16 protein-coding genes are annotated in these 19,801 nt (G+C 52.7%); 9 read left to right on the plus strand and 7 right to left on the minus strand.

Annotated elements, in window-relative coordinates:
• Positions 1 to 12 precede the first annotated feature (12 nt).
• Complete coding sequence (locus ACRQ84_RS17950) at positions 13 to 912, plus strand: LysR family transcriptional regulator (RefSeq protein WP_483816744.1); 900 nt, start codon at positions 13 to 15, stop codon at positions 910 to 912.
• On the opposite strand, the gene ACRQ84_RS17955 is transcribed toward ACRQ84_RS17950, so the two are convergent.
• Positions 909 to 4,151, minus strand: a complete 3,243-nt coding sequence (locus ACRQ84_RS17955; protein ID WP_483816745.1) for a DEAD/DEAH box helicase — start codon at positions 4,149 to 4,151, stop codon at positions 909 to 911. The two genes, ACRQ84_RS17950 and ACRQ84_RS17955, sit on opposite strands and share 4 nt — an antisense overlap.
• Before the next feature lie 212 nt (positions 4,152 to 4,363).
• On the opposite strand from ACRQ84_RS17955, the gene ACRQ84_RS17960 reads away from it, so the two are divergent.
• Complete coding sequence (locus ACRQ84_RS17960) at positions 4,364 to 5,419, plus strand: DUF1176 domain-containing protein (RefSeq protein ID WP_483816746.1); 1,056 nt, start codon at positions 4,364 to 4,366, stop codon at positions 5,417 to 5,419.
• Between the two features lie 57 nt (positions 5,420 to 5,476).
• Here ACRQ84_RS17960 and ACRQ84_RS17965 read toward each other — a convergent pair whose 3' ends face one another.
• Complete coding sequence (locus tag ACRQ84_RS17965) at positions 5,477 to 6,154, minus strand: YecA/YgfB family protein (protein WP_483816747.1); 678 nt, start codon at positions 6,152 to 6,154, stop codon at positions 5,477 to 5,479.
• Between the two features lie 215 nt (positions 6,155 to 6,369).
• Here ACRQ84_RS17965 and ACRQ84_RS17970 point away from each other — a divergent pair, with 215 nt between their 5' ends.
• The 4 genes from ACRQ84_RS17970 (at position 6,370) to ACRQ84_RS17985 (ending at position 10,185) form a co-directional block, all read left to right on the plus strand.
• On the plus strand, positions 6,370 to 7,386 hold the full coding sequence (locus ACRQ84_RS17970; protein WP_483816748.1) for an isopenicillin N synthase family dioxygenase: 1,017 nt from the start codon (positions 6,370 to 6,372) through the stop codon (positions 7,384 to 7,386).
• Positions 7,387 to 7,403: 17 nt separating this feature from the next.
• The gene (locus ACRQ84_RS17975) at positions 7,404 to 8,186 is read left to right on the plus strand and encodes a MetQ/NlpA family ABC transporter substrate-binding protein (RefSeq protein ID WP_483816749.1); all 783 of its coding nucleotides are present in this window, start codon (positions 7,404 to 7,406) and stop codon (positions 8,184 to 8,186) included.
• A gap of 184 nt (positions 8,187 to 8,370) precedes the next feature.
• Positions 8,371 to 9,516, plus strand: coding sequence for a serine hydrolase domain-containing protein (locus ACRQ84_RS17980; protein ID WP_064737679.1), 1,146 nt, complete (start codon positions 8,371 to 8,373; stop codon positions 9,514 to 9,516).
• A gap of 156 nt (positions 9,517 to 9,672) precedes the next feature.
• Positions 9,673 to 10,185: an RcnB family protein gene (locus ACRQ84_RS17985; RefSeq protein WP_483816750.1), complete on the plus strand. Its 513-nt coding sequence runs from the start codon at positions 9,673 to 9,675 to the stop codon at positions 10,183 to 10,185.
• On the opposite strand, the gene ACRQ84_RS17990 is transcribed toward ACRQ84_RS17985, so the two are convergent.
• Positions 10,182 to 11,630 (minus strand): MocR-like pyridoxine biosynthesis transcription factor PdxR, encoded by a 1,449-nt coding sequence (locus ACRQ84_RS17990; RefSeq protein WP_483816751.1) that lies wholly within the window; start codon positions 11,628 to 11,630, stop codon positions 10,182 to 10,184. The genes ACRQ84_RS17985 and ACRQ84_RS17990 overlap by 4 nt on opposite strands.
• 107 nt (positions 11,631 to 11,737) lie before the next feature.
• On the opposite strand from ACRQ84_RS17990, the gene ACRQ84_RS17995 reads away from it, so the two are divergent.
• The gene (locus ACRQ84_RS17995) at positions 11,738 to 12,445 is read left to right on the plus strand and encodes a GNAT family N-acetyltransferase (protein ID WP_064737676.1); all 708 of its coding nucleotides are present in this window, start codon (positions 11,738 to 11,740) and stop codon (positions 12,443 to 12,445) included.
• A 260-nt stretch (positions 12,446 to 12,705) separates the two neighbouring features.
• On the opposite strand, the gene opgB is transcribed toward ACRQ84_RS17995, so the two are convergent.
• Both opgB and ACRQ84_RS18005 read right to left on the minus strand, forming a co-directional pair.
• Positions 12,706 to 15,003 (minus strand): phosphatidylglycerol--membrane-oligosaccharide glycerophosphotransferase, encoded by a 2,298-nt coding sequence (gene opgB, locus ACRQ84_RS18000; RefSeq protein WP_483816752.1) that lies wholly within the window; start codon positions 15,001 to 15,003, stop codon positions 12,706 to 12,708.
• Between the two features lie 213 nt (positions 15,004 to 15,216).
• The gene (locus tag ACRQ84_RS18005) at positions 15,217 to 15,606 is read right to left on the minus strand and encodes a tautomerase family protein (RefSeq protein ID WP_064737674.1); all 390 of its coding nucleotides are present in this window, start codon (positions 15,604 to 15,606) and stop codon (positions 15,217 to 15,219) included.
• Positions 15,607 to 15,726: 120 nt separating this feature from the next.
• Here ACRQ84_RS18005 and ACRQ84_RS18010 point away from each other — a divergent pair, with 120 nt between their 5' ends.
• A complete protein-coding gene (locus tag ACRQ84_RS18010) occupies positions 15,727 to 16,650 on the plus strand; it encodes a LysR family transcriptional regulator (RefSeq protein WP_064737673.1) in 924 nt (307 codons plus the stop codon).
• On the opposite strand, the gene ACRQ84_RS18015 is transcribed toward ACRQ84_RS18010, so the two are convergent.
• Positions 16,624 to 17,637, minus strand: a complete 1,014-nt coding sequence (locus ACRQ84_RS18015) for a glycosyltransferase family 32 protein (protein ID WP_483816753.1) — start codon at positions 17,635 to 17,637, stop codon at positions 16,624 to 16,626. The genes ACRQ84_RS18010 and ACRQ84_RS18015 overlap by 27 nt on opposite strands.
• Before the next feature lie 412 nt (positions 17,638 to 18,049).
• Here ACRQ84_RS18015 and ACRQ84_RS18020 point away from each other — a divergent pair, with 412 nt between their 5' ends.
• Positions 18,050 to 19,024, plus strand: coding sequence for a YncE family protein (locus ACRQ84_RS18020; protein WP_483816754.1), 975 nt, complete (start codon positions 18,050 to 18,052; stop codon positions 19,022 to 19,024).
• Here ACRQ84_RS18020 and ACRQ84_RS18025 read toward each other — a convergent pair.
• Positions 19,006 to 19,560 carry a histidine phosphatase family protein gene (locus tag ACRQ84_RS18025; RefSeq protein ID WP_064737670.1) on the minus strand — a complete coding sequence of 185 codons (555 nt, stop codon included), beginning with the start codon at positions 19,558 to 19,560 and terminating at the stop codon, positions 19,006 to 19,008. The genes ACRQ84_RS18020 and ACRQ84_RS18025 overlap by 19 nt on opposite strands.
• Between the last annotated feature and the right edge of the window lie 241 nt (positions 19,561 to 19,801).

Genomic DNA, 19,801 nt, shown 5'->3' on the forward strand with positions numbered 1-19,801 from the left:
GGTATAGACAAAGTGAATATCAATTCGCTGGATTTGAATTTGCTGCAGACGCTCAACGTGCTGTTAACCGAACTCAACGTCACGCGCGCGGCGCAGCGCCTGCATCTCTCACAGCCTTCCGTCAGTGCTCAGTTGGCACGATTGCGCCAGCATTTTAATGATCCGCTGTTGTTGCCGGGGCCGCGCGGTATGCTGCCAACGGCGCGTGCAGAAGCGTTGCGTGAGCCGCTGCGTCTGGCGCTGGCAGCGGTCGAACGAGCAGTGGCACTGCCCGATACCTTCAACCCGCTCAATGCCGGAAACACCTGGCGTATCGCCGCCACCGATTACACTTCGTCGGCGTTAGTGCTGCCCGCACTCAACCTGATCCGCGCTGCAGCGCCGCAAAGCCGCATGGCGGTGTTGGCACTCAATCCGCCGCAGCTAGCGAAGCAGTTGGAAAAAGGTGAGCTGGATGTGGTGTTTCATACCGGGGATAACGCGCTGCCGACGCTGCACCAACGTAAACTGTTCAGCGAGCGCTATGTGCTGGCGGGACGGCGCGATCATCCGCAACTGCAAAGTCCGCCGACGCTGGATCAATTCTGCCAGCTGGAGTTTGTCATGGTATCGCCGGATGGCGGTGGCTTTAGCGCCGCCACCGATGAGGCGCTGGCAAAGCTGGGACGCTCACGCCGCGTGGTGCTCTCGGTGCCACACTTCTTGTTTATGCAGGAAACGCTGGCGAACAGCGACTTGGTGGCGGTGTTGCCTGAGCGACTGGTGCGCCACGCGACGCATCTTGCTGTTATCGATTTGCCGCTGGACGTGCCGGGCTTTGATATTTTGCTGTTGTGGCATGAGCGTCTGCACCGCGATCCAGCCCAGCAGTGGCTGCGGCAACAGATTGTGGCGGTGCTTTCGCTTACTTAGTCAGATGAAACAACAGTTATTTGTTCGGGCACTTCAGGGCGCACCATATTGCTCAGCATTTCGTTAGCGACAGTAAAATAATCACATCCTGCCCAGATTGCCTTGCTTCCAATGATATAAACCCGTTGCTGCGCCCGGGTTACTGCAACGTTGAGTAAGTTAGGTTTTGAGGATGCCCATTTCTCTCCGCCACAATGATTAGCCGACAAACCGAGCACAATAATGACATTTTTCTCTTCTTTTCCCTGAAAGGTATGAACGGTGCCGACCCGATCATCAATCCAGCGGCGGATATCTTTAATGCCTTTCAATTCGAGGCTCAACAGTGATTTAAGTTGGTTTTTGACCTGCTTGAAGGGAGAAATAATATAGACGTCAGGCAACGCATCATGATGTGCAAGCCAGTCATTAATCATCATGAGTACTTTTTGTCCCTGTGCGGGAACGTAATGTTTACCTCTTACTTCACCGCAAACATCTAACCAGCAACTCTCTCCCCAAAGATGATTGTCGGTAGGCCAACGTTTGTCCCGGCCGTGTAGCATTTTGTTGTTGTAGGCAATAGTGTTAGCAATACTAAACATGGGTTCATCGCAGCGCCGATGGACGCGCAGAGGACTACCGAGCCATTTATCCTTTGAAATTTGTGCCGAACCATAGGGATTCACTCTGTCTGCCAGATTTTGTACTGATTGCGCCGTTGGAGACCATTCGCGCCACTCATCGGCGAAAGCACGCTGAGCTAACGCTTCCACGAAGGCAGGAGGAATAGTGAAAACGGGCTCAATCTGTAATGGATCTCCCACCACTACAGCACGTTTTGCACGCCATAATGCTCCAGCTGCTTGTTGAGGCGTTGCCTGCCCAGCTTCATCAATAAATAACCATCCAATATCACCGGCGCCTAAATGCATAAACTGACGATAGACGGACGCAAATGTTGAAGACACTACCGGCACAATCATAAAGAGAATTTGCCATAAGGCGAGGCAGGCTTTGCTTTCTGCTACTCCACCGTTTATGGCGTCGCTGACTGAGAATATAACTTTAAGTAAGTTGCACTCTTTATAAGCCTCTTTCAACCATGCCTGATGTAAATCTAAAGCACATGCTGAGAGCTGACTTCGGGCTGCATTCAACATTGCGCCATGGCCGAATGCGGTACGCTGAACGTCTTCTGCTTCAATATTGATATTATCAGAGGCGAAAATAGTATCGTGATACTTAATCTGTAACGCTGAGCATTCTTGTTGTTTAGCGTCCAGTTTACGCTGGGTTTGCCGCAAATGTTCTTCAGTCAATGTTAGCGCTGCAGTTGCAGAACGTAATCTGCTTTTTAATCCTGTAATAATGGCTTTCACCCGAAGAATTTTCACGAATTTTAACGTCCACCAGTTCGGCAAATGTTCTACACATCGCTCAATTTGGCTATTAAGCATTAATATGCGTAAATGTGATTTTTGTTGTTTAAGCTGCTGTTGATGCAAGCTATTGAGAAGATCGTTCAGATTTTCAAGCTGCTGAAGTTCTTGAATAATGCTTTGATGGTTTTTTTGCGCCGCAATGAAATTTTGTTTAGCTACTGAAAAGCTCGGAATGTTTTTATTTTTTAGCGATTCAAAAAGACGTCTGTATTCATCGGCTGGCGGTGAAGTCACGGCTTTTGTGTGATTTTGCGTAAAAACTCTTTCTTTAAATCGATCACGATTCTTTTTCTTACCTAAAGCGACAGCAATTAATCCCCAGCAATCATCTTCTGGCGCGAGGGGATCAATAAGATAGGTTTTACCTTCTTGTTTTTCATCTTTTTTTAGGGGGCGGGAAAACGCCGCAAGTTTACGTGCTGCCGATTTTAAATAATCGTGATGTTGCCACTCATCGCCCAAGCTTTTTAACTGTGGTAATTCGCGTGATATATTTTCAACTGCGGCATTATTGCTTGAAACCACCACCATTTCAAAGCCGCATAGTTCAGGGCGAAGACAGGGTATTTTTCGCGTATCGCCATTAACACTGATGGTGATCGAGCCAGAAAAGGCATCTTTAACATGATCAAAATTTGCAAGGACGGCAGCACGCTTAACGATATTATTCGCAATTATATCACGTAGTAAGGTGGTTTTTCCTGTACCCGGCGGACCGTTAACTGAATATAACCCGCGATGAGTAAGTTCTTGTTCAAGAGTATTAATGGCAAACTGTTGCATTAAACTCATATTATGTTTGCTATCGGAAAGCCAGCGCCCGGCGGGGAGTTGGGATAATCGTAATTTTTCTACCAATATCGCTCGGCCTGCAGGAAGAAGTAGATCAGCTTTCCTCTTCCGACTGCCCGTGAGATAGCGTCCTATCGGCGAGTCCACATCTAATTTATTCTGCTTAATATCCTCAATTGCTCTTTCAAGATCACGTAAGTAGAAGCTATTTAATATGCTGATTTCACTTGAGGAGTAAGACGCTAAATCCGGAGAGGGATGCGAATCGTTTGAAAATGCCTGTTCAGCCGCGTCAGTTATCTCTGCGAGTAAGGACGGATTTGGTGGCGCTGAAATATTGAGTTTTCCAGGTTTGGTTTCACTCAACTTAATGAACAACGCAGGCGCAGGAAGATGAGGGGTAAAGCTCGTCCATTGCGCCATTGCTTTTAAAAAGGCAATGATTTCGAAAGTGGTTAAAATAGACGGTAGCTGATGTTGTTTTTTTAAATTTTCAGCGACCGTAATAATTTCTTTAAATCGCTGTTGTAATTTTTTTGTATCGACTTCATAGGCATCAAAGTTAAGTTTATCTAACCCTCCTTTAGCTAACTGACCTAATGCCCAGGTTACGGTGGAAAACTCAAAGCTCTCACTGTCAATAATTCCATTATGGTCAAGCTTACATTTTATCGAACAGGTACGACCTTCATTACCGAGTGCATCATTATTAATATCACTGTTTTCACCTAAAAAAGGCTGGGCTTGCTGGAATATTTCATCACGGTCAAAAATGCCAAAAAAAAGCTCGTAACGGTATTTTTTATCAGGTGAATAGTCATTGCCTGCGCGTCTGACTTGCTGAGGTTCAATCCAGGGAAGTGATGTTATGTGCTGCAAATCTTCCATGTTCAGCTGAATGACACCATCCGCATTGTCTTCAAGGTCTTTAATATCGGTTGATTCGAAAAACTCTATTTTGTGCCAATAATCCAGAATGCGTATGGCCTGCTGGGTCGGCGAAATTTTAATGTGCTCGTCCATGAAAATTTACATCCTATGCATGTTTACCTGTTGATTCTTATACTACTGCTTTGAACGCCTGGCGTTCAATGATTAGCTCATTCGCGTAATTGTTAAAGATTAATAGCCATGCACCTATCGGTTTCATCGCCCTCATATGACCTTAAAAATTCACTTCTCCCGCGTCACAAAAATCATCACACTAGCCACCCTTACCATAATGGAGAGATGGCATGATTACCCGATTGCTGCTGGCGATGTCGTTACTTGCCAGCCTAAGTGCGCCGCTGTTGGCCGATCAAGACGGCGTCTCCTTTAGCCACAAAGACTGGGAATTGGCCTGCGATAACACGCTGACCTGTCGCGCCGCCGGCTACAGCGCCGAAGAGGGCGCGGGGGGCTCGGTATTGCTGGTGCGCGCGGGCGGCCCTAACACGGTGACGCACGGTCGTGTGGTGCTGGCCGATACTGGCGATGATGATTCAAAGCAGGTTAATGCCCTGACGCTATGGATTGATGACCATATGCTGGGCGATGTGGCGAAAGCCGACAATGACGAGTGGACGTTGACGGATGAACAAACCCAGGCGCTGATTAACGCTATCAAAGGCAGCGGCAAAGTGGAGTTTCGCGGCGGCGAGCAGCCCTTCGATCTCTCCAGCAACGGTGCGTTTGCCACGCTGCTAAAGATGGATGATGCGCAAGGTCGCCTTAGCACACCGGGCGCGCTGGTGCGCAAAGGCAACAAGCCGGAAAACAGTGTGCCGGTAGCGGTAGTGATGCCGGTGATTCAGCAGGTGAAAGTGGCGAAGGCCGATGCGCGTCCGTTGACGGCTGATGAGCTGGCGCTGTTGAAGCCGAAGCTGATTGCCTCGCTCACCGATGACGACAGCTGCGACAATCTGGCACCGTCAGATGATCAGCCGGAAGAGGGCGCAGAGCCGCTGACGTTAACGCCAGTTGATGATGCGCACGTGCTAATCGCCGCACTGTGCTGGCGCGGCGCGTACAACGAAGGCTACGGCTATTGGCTGATCGACAAAGCGTTAAAGGGTACACCGCAGCTGGTGACGGATTCCGGCTCTGATTACAGTGAAGGCGTGATCTCAGAAGCACAGAAAGGGCGAGGTATCGGCGACTGCTGGAGTACAGCGGCGTGGGTGTGGGATGGCAAAGACTTTGTGCAAAGCAGCGATGCCACCACTGGCATGTGTCGCGCGATTCGTGCGGGCGGTGCCTGGCAGCTGCCAACGTGGGTGACCGAAGTGAAACCGGCTGTGATTCCGTAGGGTGCGCATTTATGCGCACCAGGGCGCCATAAATGGCGCCTCTACGATGTGCCAGGTTTATTTACCGCAGCACTGCTTGTATTTCTTACCGCTGCCGCACGGGCACGGATCGTTGCGGCCGGTTTTCTCGCCAGCAAAATGCGGTAACTGCGGCTCGGGATCGGGCTGCGCCATGCGCTGCTCCTGCCAGTATTCATGCAGCTCCAGTGCGGCGGGGCGAATCGCATCGATGCTGGCTTCAAACTCTTCCGGCGAGAAAGCTTCACGCTTCGCCAACTGATCTTCGCTGCCGTGCAAGGCAATCGCCTCCATCATCGGCTGCAGGGATGTCGGCAACAACGACCAATCCGCATCCAGCGCCACGCCGCGCAGATAGCCGTAGCACCAATCTTCCACCACGGTAAATTCCTGGCCTTCCATCTCTTGCGTACCAAACAACGGATCGAACTGATCCGGGAATTCGGCCAGGCGCTCGGCAATGTCGTTCAGATGCTGGAAAGTCAGCGTCATAAAGCGATCCATCTCGCGCTCATTAGACCATTTTGGAATGTGCTTTTTTCCGCCCCACATCGCCACCAGCCATTCGCTCGGTTCGATATCGTTCGGGCCAGAGAGCAGCGCCGTCAGCATGCCATCCAGCTCTGAGGTATCCACCACCGCGTGTTCGTTGCCGTATTTCTCCAGCATATCTTCAAGCCAGTTCAGCTCTTTTTCGGTTAATGGGCCCTGGTTCATGCGGCGTCTCCTGCTTTTCATTGTTGGGCAATGCCCAAAGGATATTGGCGGCGATTATAGCGGGAAGCGGGGGCGATTTATCGCTTTTTGCATATCGATTGCTGAACCTCTGCTAAAAATGATTCGCCATAACTTATCGCGCAACAGTATTGGCTGCTTTTGTCGTCAGATGGCAGCGTAAAGGCAGAATTTTTCTGCATAAAGGATGCAAAACTATGGCCAGCTCATTGCCGGTTCTGGATTTAGCCCTGCTGGAACTGCCGGATGCGGAACAGGCGCAATACCTTGCCGAACTGCGTGAAACCGCGCGTGACGTAGGCTTCTTTTATCTGGTGAATCATGGCATCAATCCGCAGCTGTTGCAGAATGTGCAAAGCATCACGCGCGCGTTCTTTGCCTTACCGGATGAAGAGAAGCAGCGTGTTTCGATGATCCATTCGCCGCATTTTCGCGGCTACAACCGTGCGGGCGTGGAATACACCCGCGAGCAGCGCGATCAGCGTGAGCAGTTTGATATCGGTGCCGAGCGCGCAGCGCTGACGTTGCAGCCAGACGATCCCGCGTGGAAGCAGTTGCAAGGACCCAATTTGTGGCCGCAGGCACTGCCGCAGCTGCGTCCGGTGATCCACGCGTGGCAGCAGGCGATGACCGACGTGGCGCTGCGTCTACTGCGCGCCTTCGCCAAATCCCTGTCGCTGCAGCCAAACGCGTTTGACGCGCTATACGGCACGCACCCCAACGAGCATGTGAAGCTGATTCGCTATCCAGGCCAGGATGCCGATGCCAGCCAGCAAGGTGTTGGCGCGCACAAGGATTCCGGCTTTCTGACTTTTCTGTTGCAAGACGATCAACCCGGATTGCAGGTAGAAGTCACACCGGATCATTGGGTCGATGCGCTGCCGAAACCGGACGCTTTTGTGGTGAACATCGGCGAACTGTTGGAAATTGCTACCAATGGTTATCTGCGCGCCACCGTGCATCGCGTGGTATCGCCGCCCGCCCATCAGCAGCGTATTTCCATCGCTTTCTTCCTCGGCGCGCAGCTCGACGCCGAAGTGCCGCTGTATCAATTGCCGCCACAGCTGGCGGCCGAAGCGTGCGGACCGACCAGCGATCCCAGCAATCCGCTGCTGCGGGAAGTGGGCTGGAACTATCTCAAAGGACGTTTGCGATCGCATCGCGACGTGGCGCAGCGTTATTACGCTGACACTCTCAATAGCGTTAAATCATAAGAAACTAAGGGAAGCAGATGAATAAAAAGGTGATAGCAGCGTTGGCAATGGTGTCAGTTTTCAGCACTTACGCGTCGGCGGCGGCGCTGCGTGTGGCGGCAGATGCCGTGCCGCACAGTGAAATTCTCAACCACATTAAACAAATCGACAAGAAGCTCGATCTTAAGGTGATTGAACTCAACGGCAACCTTAACGCCAACGAATTGCTGGCGCGCGGTGACGTGGATGCGAACTACTTCCAGCATGTGCCTTATCTGCGCGATCAGGAAAAAGCGCTGGGCGAGAAATTTTCTGTGGTCGCTACCGTGCATATTGAGCCCCTTGGTATCTACTCGCACAAAGTGAAATCACTGAAAGATTTGCCTGATGGCGCGCAGGTGGCGGTGCCGAATAACGTCACCAATCTGAGCCGTGCACTTTATCTGTTGCAGGCCAATGGCTTGATCAAACTGAAGAGCAGCAGCGCCGCTACGCTGGTGACCGTCGCAGATATTACGGACAACCCGCACCATCTGAAGATTATTGAAGTGGAAGCGCCGCAGCTGCCGCGCGCGCTAGATGATGCCCAGTTAGCAATCATCAATGGCAACTATGCGCTGCAGGCCGGTTTAGTGCCGTCGAAGGATGCGCTGGCGCTGGAACAGGCGAAGGATAATCCCTATGCCAACGTGTTGGTCACCACGCCGAAACTGGCCCACGATCCGCGTATTCTGGAATTAGCGAAAGATCTGGAGTCAAAGCAAACTGCTGAATTTATCAACCAGCACTACAAAGGATCGGTTATTCCCGTTAATCAATAATCCCCGCCGCCACCTGTTTTTGGCAGGTGGCGCTGCGTTTCTTCTGTGCTATATTTCGCCACCAACACCCGTCGCACCACCGATAAAATAATAAATATTCACTCAATCCATTGCCATGATTACCTTTGCCAGGAATAAACGGGTGCCTTGCCATCGTTTAGCAGCATGCATCATTCTGCTGTGTATGAGCCTGCTGCTCAGCGCTTGCGGTACGCTGTCGCAAACGTCCGCGCCCGTCAGCGATAAAGTCTATCTTTCGCATGCCACGTTTAATGAAAACGTCGATGACATCGTGCGTCATTACATGCAGCAAAAGCAGGTTTCTGGCATCAGCATCGCCATTATCCATCAGCGCAGTCAGCCTACATTCTACAGTTTTGGCGTTACCGATGCGGTGCACCGTTATCCCATCACGCCAGACACCTTATTTGCGCTGGGTTCGTTGAGTAAAGGCATCACCGCAGAGGTGATTATTGAGCTGGTGGATCGCGGTGAGCTGCGCTGGAACGATACGCTGGCCACACTTTTGCCCCCTAACGTGCCGCTGAGCGCAGATGCCAAACGCATCACGCTGTTGCAACTGGTGACGCACACCTCGGGCTTGCCACGCCAGGATATGGATTTGCCGATGTTCATGAAGTTTATGGGCTATCTGCGCAGCGGTGAGAACTTCTACGGCAATCTGGATAGTGATGCGGTACTGGATTATCTCGCTGATTTTGAGGCGCCTGCGCATCCCATCGCGCGCTATTCCAATCTGGGCTATGCACTGTTGGGCTACATCCTCAAACATCGCTTCCACCAGGACATCGAAACCCTGGCGCAGCGCAATATGTTCCAGCCGCTTGGCATGACCAGCAGCAGCTTTAAGCCGCAAAGCCTGCGTGGCTATCCGTGGCGTGCGCTCGGCCATGCGGGCGATCAGCCTAAGCTGATTCCACGCGGTCAAATGACACCGGACTGGACGTTTAACAACAATATGGTGGCGGCCGCCAGCCTCTACAGTAATGCGCGCGATTTGATTCGCTATCTGGATGCGCACCTGCATGATGGCGCGGGCGCGTCGCTCAACGCGGCATTTGCGCAGGTCAATCACGGCTATGAACAGCACGGCAATCAGTCGCAAAATATCGCCTGGGTGACCGATAGCTATGGCGATCAGCAGATCACCTATCAGGTTGGCTATATTGGGGGTTACTCCAGCTTTATTGGTTTTGATAAGCAGAACGGTAATGCGATTGTGGTGCTGCAGAACGCCTTTAACTGGAGTAACTATCTGGGCATCGCGTTATTGATGGATCTGGCGCAGAAAGCTCAAGACAACCCATAACATGGTTGCTTGCAATTTTACTGCGCCAAAAAGCGCGTGAGCTGAGGTATGCTGAGCAGCGAAATTTGACGCGCTAAGCGCGCCGGGGGAACCTTCTGCGTGCTTAACTTGTCAGTTAAATGGACAGTTAATAATTAACCAGAGTGGAAATCACCAATGCGCAGGACACACGTCAATCTTCTTTCTGCAGGAATTTTTCTGGGCGCTTTAAGCCTTGCTCCGGCCGCGCTGGCTGAAGGCGAGCAAACGGATAGCGTTCCAATGCCGCCGCAGGTGCAGCAAACCGCACCCGACGCGCAAACCCAGGCACCAGCCGCAGATGCACAAACCCAGGCTCCAGCGGTCGATGCGCCAGCCAGCAATGAACCGGCTGAATCAAGCGGCGATGTCGCACCGATTCGTCCACCGCAAAGCGGCGGCGCTACAGCACCCAACAACTACGATCTGACCACCATCATCATCGACTACAAAGAGTACAAAGTGGGCGATGTGGTACCTGATGAATACCGCAAAAAGCAGTACACCATTGTTGAGTGGAAGCCACGTCATCTGCCAGCGCCGCAGCCTGGCACACATTGGGCTTACATCAATGCTAACTACATCCTGATCACCGATGATACCGGTAAGATCGTGATGGGCAAATCCGGCGAAATCTTCTTCCGCGGTTAATCCCCGTGCAGCAGACGCGCTAACTGCGCGACGCCTGCCGTAATCTGGCTGGTGCTGGTGTTACCGTAACCCAGCACCAGCCCTTGTTGTGTGTTTTCACCCAGATAAAATCCCGACAGCGCACCCGGCGCGTAACCACTCTGGATCAGCCGATCCACCAACGCCATATCGCTTTGATCCTCTGCCAGTAATAGCACCAAATGCATCCCGCATTCGCCGCCCAGTAACGCAATCTGCGCGCCAAACGTCTGGTGTAAGGCCTGACGCAAAGTGGCTTGCCGTTGACGATAGAGACGACGCATCTTGCTCAGATGACGACTAAAATCACCGCTGCGTAAAAACAGCGCCAGCGCTTGCTGCTCAGGTCGATTACCGCCGCGTAGCAGTTCATGCAGGGCAGGGCGCAGCGGCGCCAATAGCTGCTGCGGCAGCACCATAAAGCCGAGGCGCAGCGCTGGAAATAACGTTTTACTGAATGAGCCCACGTAAATCACTGGCGTTGGCTGCATCATGCCTTGCATGGCGGCGATCGGCTCGCCGCTGTAGCGGAAATCGCTGTCGTAATCATCTTCAATAATCCACGTTTGATGCTCGCGCGCTGCCGCCAGCAGTGCCAGACGACGCGGTGCGCTCATGATCGCGCCGGTGGGATATTGGTGAGTTGGCGTGGTGTAAATCAGGCGCGGCGTACGCAGCTGCCAGTCCTGTGGCTGTGCCGCCAGACCTTGCGCATCGACTGCTACCGGTTCAATCCGCATTCCCCCCAGGCGCATAGCCGCTTTCGCGCCGCGATAGCCCGGTTCCTCCACCCAACCGATATCACCGGGGCTGCTGAGCAGCGACACGCATAGCGTTAGCGCCTGCTGCGCGCCTTCAGTAATCACAATTTGCTCGGGCGTACAGCGCACGCCGCGCACCAATGCCAGATGCTGCGCCAGCGCTTCGCGCAGCGTGCGTTCACCGAGCGGATCGCCGTAGCCCAGCAGTTGCTGCGGCTGATGCAGCATCACGCGGTTCAGCGCCCGTCGCCACTGTGCCAGCGGGAAATGCGCCAGTGAAGGAACGCCGGGCCGCAGCGCCATCTCCTGACTGAAGGCGCGATGGCTGGATCGCAATTGGGCGATGCGCGGCGATAAGGTGAATTCGCTGCTGGCGTCCGACAGACGTTCCTCTGGAAGCTGCACCATATTGCTGATACGGCTGCCCTGACGATCGCTTAGCAAAAATCCTTCAGCCTGCAGCTGCGCCCAGACGCCAATCACCGTATTGCGCGAAACGCAGAGATCCAGCGCCAGCTGACGAGTGGCGGGCAAGCGTGTACCGGCGGCGAGCTTGCCTGCCAGGATCGCCTGCTTAATGCGCTGGAAAAGTTGCTGTTGTAGCGTCAACGCGCCGTTCATCTCCAGTGGTGCCAGCAGTAATCGATGCAACTCAACATCACGCAATGAGGTACCTCCGTGGATCCATAAATTTCATTCATTGTGGCGCTTTTTAACACGCCAGCAAAGTGACACTCTGCGCTTCAGGCTCTCACTGATAAAGGAATTGATGAATGTCGCAATACACCAATGCTTACGGACAACCGGTAGGATTTCCGCTGCCAGAATGGCAACCCTGCGCCTGGCCAGCCTATGAAACCTTTACCGGTGACTATTGCCGCCTTGAACCGCTGAGTGCCGAGCGGCATGGACGAGAACTTTATGCCGCCTATGCGCTGGCAGCAGATGGCCGTGACTGGACTTACATGTTCGCAGAACCTTTTGCCGATGAGGCGGAGTATATTGCCTATGCGCGCCAGCTAGAAAATGGGCGCGATCCGATGCATTTCGCCGTGATCGATCCGGTTAGCCACCGCGCGGTTGGCAGTCTGGCATTGATGCGTATTGATGCCACGCACGGATCGGTGGAGATCGGCCACGTGGCCTTCTCGCCGCTACTCAAGCAAACGCGTATGGCGACCGAAGCGCACTACCTGCTGATGCGTTACGCCTTTGAACAACTGGGCTATCGTCGCTACGAATGGAAGTGCGACAGCTGTAATCAGCCGTCACGAAATGCGGCGCTGCGTTTAGGGTTTCAGTTTGAAGGCACCTTCCGTCAGGCGATTGTCTATAAAGGCCGCAGTAGGGATACCTGCTGGTTCTCGATTATCGATAGCGACTGGCCGCAGGTGAAACAGGGCTTCGAACGCTGGCTGGCGGCAGAAAACTTTACGGCGGAAGGTACGCAACGCCAAAGGCTGGAGGCGCTGCGCTTGTAGGGTGCGCATTTATGCGCACCAGGAAAGTGAGTCGCCGCGTCATGCCGATGCGTTAAGCACGACATCGAATCCCTGCACACTCCGTAGCGGCGCGATTTATCGCGCAATGAATTGCGCCGCTACATGCTTTCCTGCAGTTATTTTATCGGTGCAAACTTTGCGCGACGCCTCGAAAAAAATCAATCTGTACAACGAGTAACGCGTTCAACCAATAAAAAAGGCCTGCGCGCAGGCAGGCCTTGAACCTCAGCCGAATTTGCTTAACCTTGCGGCTGCGAAATTATTTTTATATCCACCATGCCGATCCCTAATTTGCGCGGATCCTGGCCGATAATATTGCCGACGTTCGACTCCTGCGGCTCCGGTGGCGCAATAATCAGATTGCGGCTGCCGGTGGGATTGGTGAAATGCAGCGTGGTGGTGGAGAGATCATCCCCCAAATTCAACTGCTGCTCCTGATCGCCAACGCGCACCGGAATCGGTCGATGCGCATTCGGACCGTATGCTCGCGCGGTGATCACCACGTCAAAGCGCGCAGGCAGCGGATCGGTGTACTCAATATTCACTTCAGGGGCCAGATTGGCGTTCGACCAGCGTCCCCAGTCTTCCGGACGTGAGATCCCTTTAAAGCTCTTAACGCTGTTTGGTGCGCCGGGCACCGTTAACAGGAAGCTGTCCGCGTTGTAGCGGATGGCATTATCTTCAATACGGATCTGCTGCTCGTTAAGCTGGAAGGTTGCGGCACTGACTTCCGCTTTCGGGAAGCTGACTTTCGCTTTCCACTGCGGTTTATCAATGCGGGTTACGCTCGGTTTGGCGCCCATCTGTCCCATCGAAACACACAAATCGTTCGACAGTGCTAACTCTGGCTGCCACAGCCGGGCCATCTTGAAGCAGCGATCGACCCACACGAACTTGTCGTCGGCAGCAAATTTAGCCAGCTGATAACGCAATGGCTCCGCGTATTCGCCTTCGGGCAGCGGTTCAACATGCTTATCGGAGACGCGGAATAGGATCGGTAACTTGAAGGTCGCGCCCGAGAAGCTGAAGGTGTTTTTTGGCTGATCGACGGTGAAACTCTCCATTTTGCTGGGGAAATTCCACAGCTGGATGATATCCGCTTTCCACGCCGTGACCTTCTTCGCCATATCGTCAAACTGCGTTGACAGCGATGTCGAAGAAAGGCCGCTGCGGCCAAGGCCAATCGCATTATCTCCGCCAAGGATATCCAGCACCGTAGCGCCGTTATCCAGCGTACTGCGTTTGCTGTCGAGCACTTCCGCCTGAGGTTGGTCGCCACGAATCACCATGAACAGGTCATGGCGCGGCTGCTTGATCAAATAGGGATGTGCGGTGTTATTCATCGCCAGATGATCGGACGTCACCACGATGATGGTGTTTTTAAACCACGGTGACGCTTTAATGCGTTCAATCAAACGCGCTACATGCTCTTGCGAACAGGCGACCGCGCTGAAGGACTGGTTGGGTTTGCCATCATAGCTGTAGCTTTTGCGCTGACAGCTGCGCGAGATAAAACCATCCGGGTGATGGGTGTCGACGGTGAGCGTGAACAATGCGAAGCGTTTTTGCGCGCGCGATAGCTCCTCGTATTTCTCAAACACCTCATCCATCACCGTGTCATCGTAATAGCCCCAGTTATTACGATAGCTTGCATCGGCGACGCGGCTCTTTAACTCCTGCGAGCCATACATATTGGCTGCATCGAAACCGTGTGACAGCAGGAAGGTGTCTTTACCGGCAAAGCGCAGATCCGCGCCTTGAATAAACCAATTCTCGTAGCCGGAGTTCTTCAGGATGTCGCCCAGACAAATATTCTGCGGATAGAAGCTGGAGAGCGAGGCCGAGGCGTTGCCATCAAAAGGCGCAAACAACGGAATACCGCACTGTGAAGCCACCATGCCCGCGATAGTGTAATCGGTGCCGGGCAGCTGCTCAGTGTGGCTGAAATCGATGCTGTTATCTTTTTCGCGGCTGAGTTCGGGCGCCAGGCCGGGAAAGGCCTGCTGATCAAAGTAGGTCCGTTCGAGGCTTTCGCCGTAGATATACACCAGATTGAGCTTCGGCTCGGCTATCACCTTGTTTGGCGTTTTGTAATAGGTTTCGAAATCCGAATCAGCGAGGCGCGAATGTGAGGCGATCAACTCTTTTACCTGGCGAAATGCTGGCGTGGTTTGTACCGAACCGGCGGCACAGGCGATCGCCAGCAAACTCCAGCCGAGATGATGCGGCGTTTTTTTGCGACGCAGTAGCCACGAAAGCAGGCAAAATAGCGAGAACAGTGCAATGATCAGTCCGATGGCTGGCACCACATATTTGCTCACACCCGCGCCGGTCAGGCTATTGGTCAAGGTGTATAGCACCGCGTCATTAATGCCATCGCCGGTAAAATAGTTGCTGGCGACCAGCGTGACGTTAAGCACGATGAACAGGGTGAGCAGCAGCAAGATCAGACTAAACCAGAAAGTATTGCGCCCGGCTTTAAAGGAGTAGACCGCAATCGCAGCCAAAAAGAGTACAACCGAAACCATTGCGGACAACGTCAGATCCTCATCATGAATGAATACGCAATCCTTGCGCCAACGACCTCTTTGGGGATTTTTGCGTCAATCTATATCGGGTGTCACATTGCTGCAACACATCCAACCAGATTTGTGCGATGCATTCCGATTCGTTTAAGGCGGGTTTAGGCTAACTGTGGTTTGACCTGGCAGCAACGTCAAGGCTGCTACCAGTGAAGGCAGAGAGAGGGCTCAGAGTTTTCCAGTGAGGTATTGCGCTTCGCCATCGGCAAAGCTCCAGTCACCTTTACCGTTGGTGATAAAGCTAATCATCAAATCTGTGCCCTGCACGCCGCAATTTTCCAGCAACTCGCGCGCTAACTCTGCCATAAACAGGCACTTCTGTTCTTCACTTCTTGGGCTGGTATACACGCGCACCATGACCAGATTATCGCTTCGCTCAAAACCTAAGCCAGTGTCCTGAAAGACCATCTGATAACCTTTGTTTTCATGAACAATCTGATAACGATCGCGGGCGGGGACTTTGAAGGCGGTTAACACCGCACGATGCGCGGCATCCAGCAATGTGCGAATTTCTGATTCTGAACGGCCCTGAATTACGTCGAATGTCAGTAACGGCATAAATAAAACCTCGTTTTTGCTCACATGAAAAGAGTAGGATGTGGCTCTATGCTGCCGCTTGCTGCAGGAAAGAAAAAGCGCGCTGGTTGAAATGATTATTTATTATTTTGAACAATCGATATGAAAGAAATTAAAACAGATAGCCTTTGGGTCCATTTGCACTGGTTAACCGTGCTGGCAGAGCTCGGCAGTTTTACGCGCGCGGCGGAACGGTTAGACGTTAGCAAAGCGGCGATGAGTCAGAAGATTAAAGAGCTGGAAAAAATGGCGGGCGTGGCGTTGGTGCAGCGCACCACGCGCAGCGTAAGGCTGACGTCTGCAGGCGAAAAGCTGGTGGATGAGCTGCGCGATCCCTTTGCGCGTATCGCGCAGAGCTTTTTCAGCGTGCGCGATGAAGCGGGTCCGGTGCGTGGCATGGTGCGTGTTACCGCGCCAGTGGCGTTTGCGCGTCAGCAGCTGGTGCCGATCATTAGCGATTTCTTGCGGGATTATCCACAGGTGCGCTTGCAGCTGGACGTCACCGATCGTCTGGTGTCGCTCGGCAGTGAAGGGTTTGATCTGGCGATTCGCCACAGTGATAGCCTGCCAGAAACGCATGTTGCGCTGCCGCTGTGTGAAACCCGTGCGCTGCTGGTGGCCTCACCGGCATATCTGGCGCAAAACGGCCTGCCCGCATCACCGCAGGCGTTGCAGCAACACAATTGTCTTTATTATCCGCGCGGACTCGAATCGCCGCAGTGGCGCTTTCAATTGGCGGACGGCGACAGCGAAACTGTGCAGGTGAAGATTCAGGGCAATTTTGCCACCAATAATAGTGAGTCAATCCGCGATGCCGCATTGCAAGGTTTAGGCATTGCGATGCTGCCGGATTTCAGCGCCAGCGCGGCATTAGCCAGCGGCACGCTGCAGCAGGTGCTGCCGCAGTGGCAAGCGGTGGATGCTTTCGCCGATCGTCTGTGGGTGGTGCGCCCGTATGCCGCACAGGTGCCACGGGCGGTGACGACCTTAATCCACTGGTTACGCGCGCGCTTTGTTGATGGGTGAAGCCAGCGCGATCGGCGTATGCGGCTGCATCATCTGCCCTAACAGGCTGCTGCGGTTGTAATTGCCGAGACGCAGATTGAAGTCGAGATGCAGCTGCTCATTGCCACTGAGTTTAATCACCGGCGGCGGCGTATGGGGACGCTGGTGAAACAACACCGCATGGGCAAATGCCTCGCTTTTCCAGCCGCTCAAACGCTGATAGTAATAGGCATTGGCCTCGCATTTACGCAGATAGAGATTAACCCGGCGATGTTCGCGCATGGCGATCTGTTGTGCCAGCGAACCTAATTGCTGCTCCGGCTGCGTAATCTTCTGCGTCAGCAGAGAATAATCATCTCGCTTGGTTAATTCGCTGAAGTAATTCTGTGCGCCGAGATGTTTGATCGGTGCGTAATGTTTTTGCCATTCGCGGATAAACGGATTATTGGCGGTAGCCGCCAGGAACCAGCTCTCAATCACCGGTGCCAGATAATTAACGGTGGCGTTTTCGTGATAATAACCAATCACATCCATACAACGTTCCTGATGCGCGCGATGAACCCAGGAAAGATCTTCAAATAATAAGGTGCTGCAATCAATGGCAATGCCGCCATAACGCAATAATAATTCCAGGCGAATGACTTCGCTTCTTTGCTGTGCAGTTAATTGGGGCGAGGTAAAAATAAAATCCGGTAAAACTTCTTTTACCGTTAAGCGATTTAATAAATGGATTTCATGATCGGGATTATCCTGACGAATCTTTTTAATATTTAACGCCATTGATTTCGGTAAATACTCATTATCCCAATACATCCAGACTTTTTTTGGAATCTCTGGCAGATCTTTTTCGCCAGAAAGTAACACGATATTGTCTTCTTCACTGGGATCATATTCCGGCGCACAGAGAGCGTTATGCTGTTTTTTCTGCAGGAAAGTCTGGCTGGTAAAAGCGAGTCTTTTCCAGTTGTGCCAGAGGGTTAACGCTGGCTGGAGGCGTTTTTTATTCATGATGCACCTGATTATTGTGATTATGGTGGCAAGGCTTCCCTGATTGCGGCGCTGAGCGCTCTTGATTGTCCTTTAGGCTGTGTGTAAAAAGTCATCTCCTATGCTTAATAAAACATTCTGTGCGGCGCGGCTATCACTTTTTGATCCTTTCAGATAAACCGGAAAATCAAGGATCCGTTAAGCTTTAAATAAACCAAAAATAAAATACTGAATTGTTGTTTATTCTATTTTTTCTCATTAAGACTATTCCTAATAAAATAGCCATGACGTGGCGCAAGTCGTGGCTCTTATTAAAAATTGGGCGTCAGATCACGTATTAATCTGCTGCATTTTTCACTGGCCTGCCATGAAAATCCCACCGTGAGTGAGGGTTAGCTACGCTTAAAGGAGGTAATGAAAAAAAGGAGACACTATGCAGCGACACAACCGTGGATTATTGGCGGTCGATAAGCAGGGCAATCGCGTGCTGTTTCTCAATCCCGAGACCTTTGCCGTGGAGCAAGAGTTAAATGCCTTTCCGCCACGCCCACACGAACTTCTGATGCTGCCGCAATGGGAAAAAGCTTACGTGCCGATCTACGGCGACGGCATTCACGGTGACAATCCGCATCCCGGCCATAAAGTGGCGATCATCGATTTACGCTTGCGTCAGATCAGCGGCTTCATCGATTTGTCGCCGTTAAAAGCGCCGCACAGCGGCCAGTTAGGACGCGATGGCAAAGTCTATCTCTGCTGTGAAAATAGCGCGGCGGTAGCGGTGATTGATCCGGTGAGCGATCGCGTGGAGAAAGCTATTCAGTTGCCTTCGCACAATGCGCATCGACTCACGTTGTCGCCCAGCGGCCGCAAGCTGTTTACTGAGAATGAAGAGGACGCCAGCATTACCGTGGTGGATTTGTGTGAAGCCGAAGGGCGGATTATTGACAATATTCTGATGCCAGGCCCGATTTCCGGCATCGCCGCCTCGCCTAAACATCCTTATCTGGTGGCGAGCGCCGCCGATGCGCCGCTGCTGTATGTGGTGGATCGGCAAAGCCACCGCATCCGTCAGCGCCTGACGCTGCCGGGCCATCAGCAACCGTGTCAGGTGGTGCGCTTCAGTGCCAACGGCGAGCGGCTGGTGGCAATTGGCGATCAGGAGCCGGTGGTGACGCTGTTTGACGATCTGCTTAATCCGCTCGGCGATATTCATGTCGGCAACAAGCCGATGGATGGCTGCTTCAGTGAGGACAATCACAGCTTGCTGATTGCTAATGAGGGCGACGGTTCGCTCAGCCTGATCGATCTGCAGCAGATGAAGGTGATTGCCACGCCGCAGGCCGGTACCGGTTGTGAAGTGTTGAGCTATTTCCAGCTTAACCCTTTGGATCAAATAAATGGGCGATGATAAATCGCACTGCTCCAGTGGCGGCTGCTGGCGTGTTTTTCTGCCTGCCAGCCGCGCTTGCGTAACTCGCGCGCAATCAGCTTGTTCATGATGCCGTGTCCCACCAATAACACGGTCCCTTGCTGAGACAGCGCCACCAGTTTATCTGCCGCCAGACGGGCGCGTTCACGCGCATGTTGCACCGATTCGACATGTCCGGCGTAGCCGCATAGCCATAATAAACGCAAGAGCGCTAGCCAGACGTTGAGGGGGAGGTGGAGGCGCGCAAAGGGTAGCGAGGGTATCGCCACTTCACTGAACACCGCATCTACGGCGTGTGGCTGCAAACCAAGACGCGTCAATGACGATTGGGCACGCGGCAGCGGGCTGGTGGCGATCACGTTCGCCAGGCGTGCAATCGTCTGACTGCGCGGCGGCGGGGAGTCGCAAATAGCAGCCTGATCGTAACCTGCACACCAGTCAGCCAATGCCCGCGCGGTGAAGCGCCCAGTGACCGGATGATCGGGTTTGCCGTGTCGCATGAGAATAATGGTCATAGCGCTCCTGAGTGATCTTTTTCCAGTGTAATGCAGATGCTGCGTAAATCGTTAACCTGTGGCGGAATTTAAGAGTAATGCGTGAATGTCATTAAACCTTCATTGAAGTGTGCGAAAAACAGCGCGATGAAGAATCACTCTTTGCCTTAAATTGGTAAGCAATAATCGTTAATTACGCGGTGATCAGATATTTTTTCGCACGCGCATTGGTTGTAATGTCATGAATTCATGCCTTTTTGTC

The sequence above is a fragment of the Pantoea sp. E2023-21 genome (assembly GCF_051302795.1).
Classification (GTDB): domain Bacteria; phylum Pseudomonadota; class Gammaproteobacteria; order Enterobacterales; family Enterobacteriaceae; genus Pantoea; species Pantoea ludwigii_A.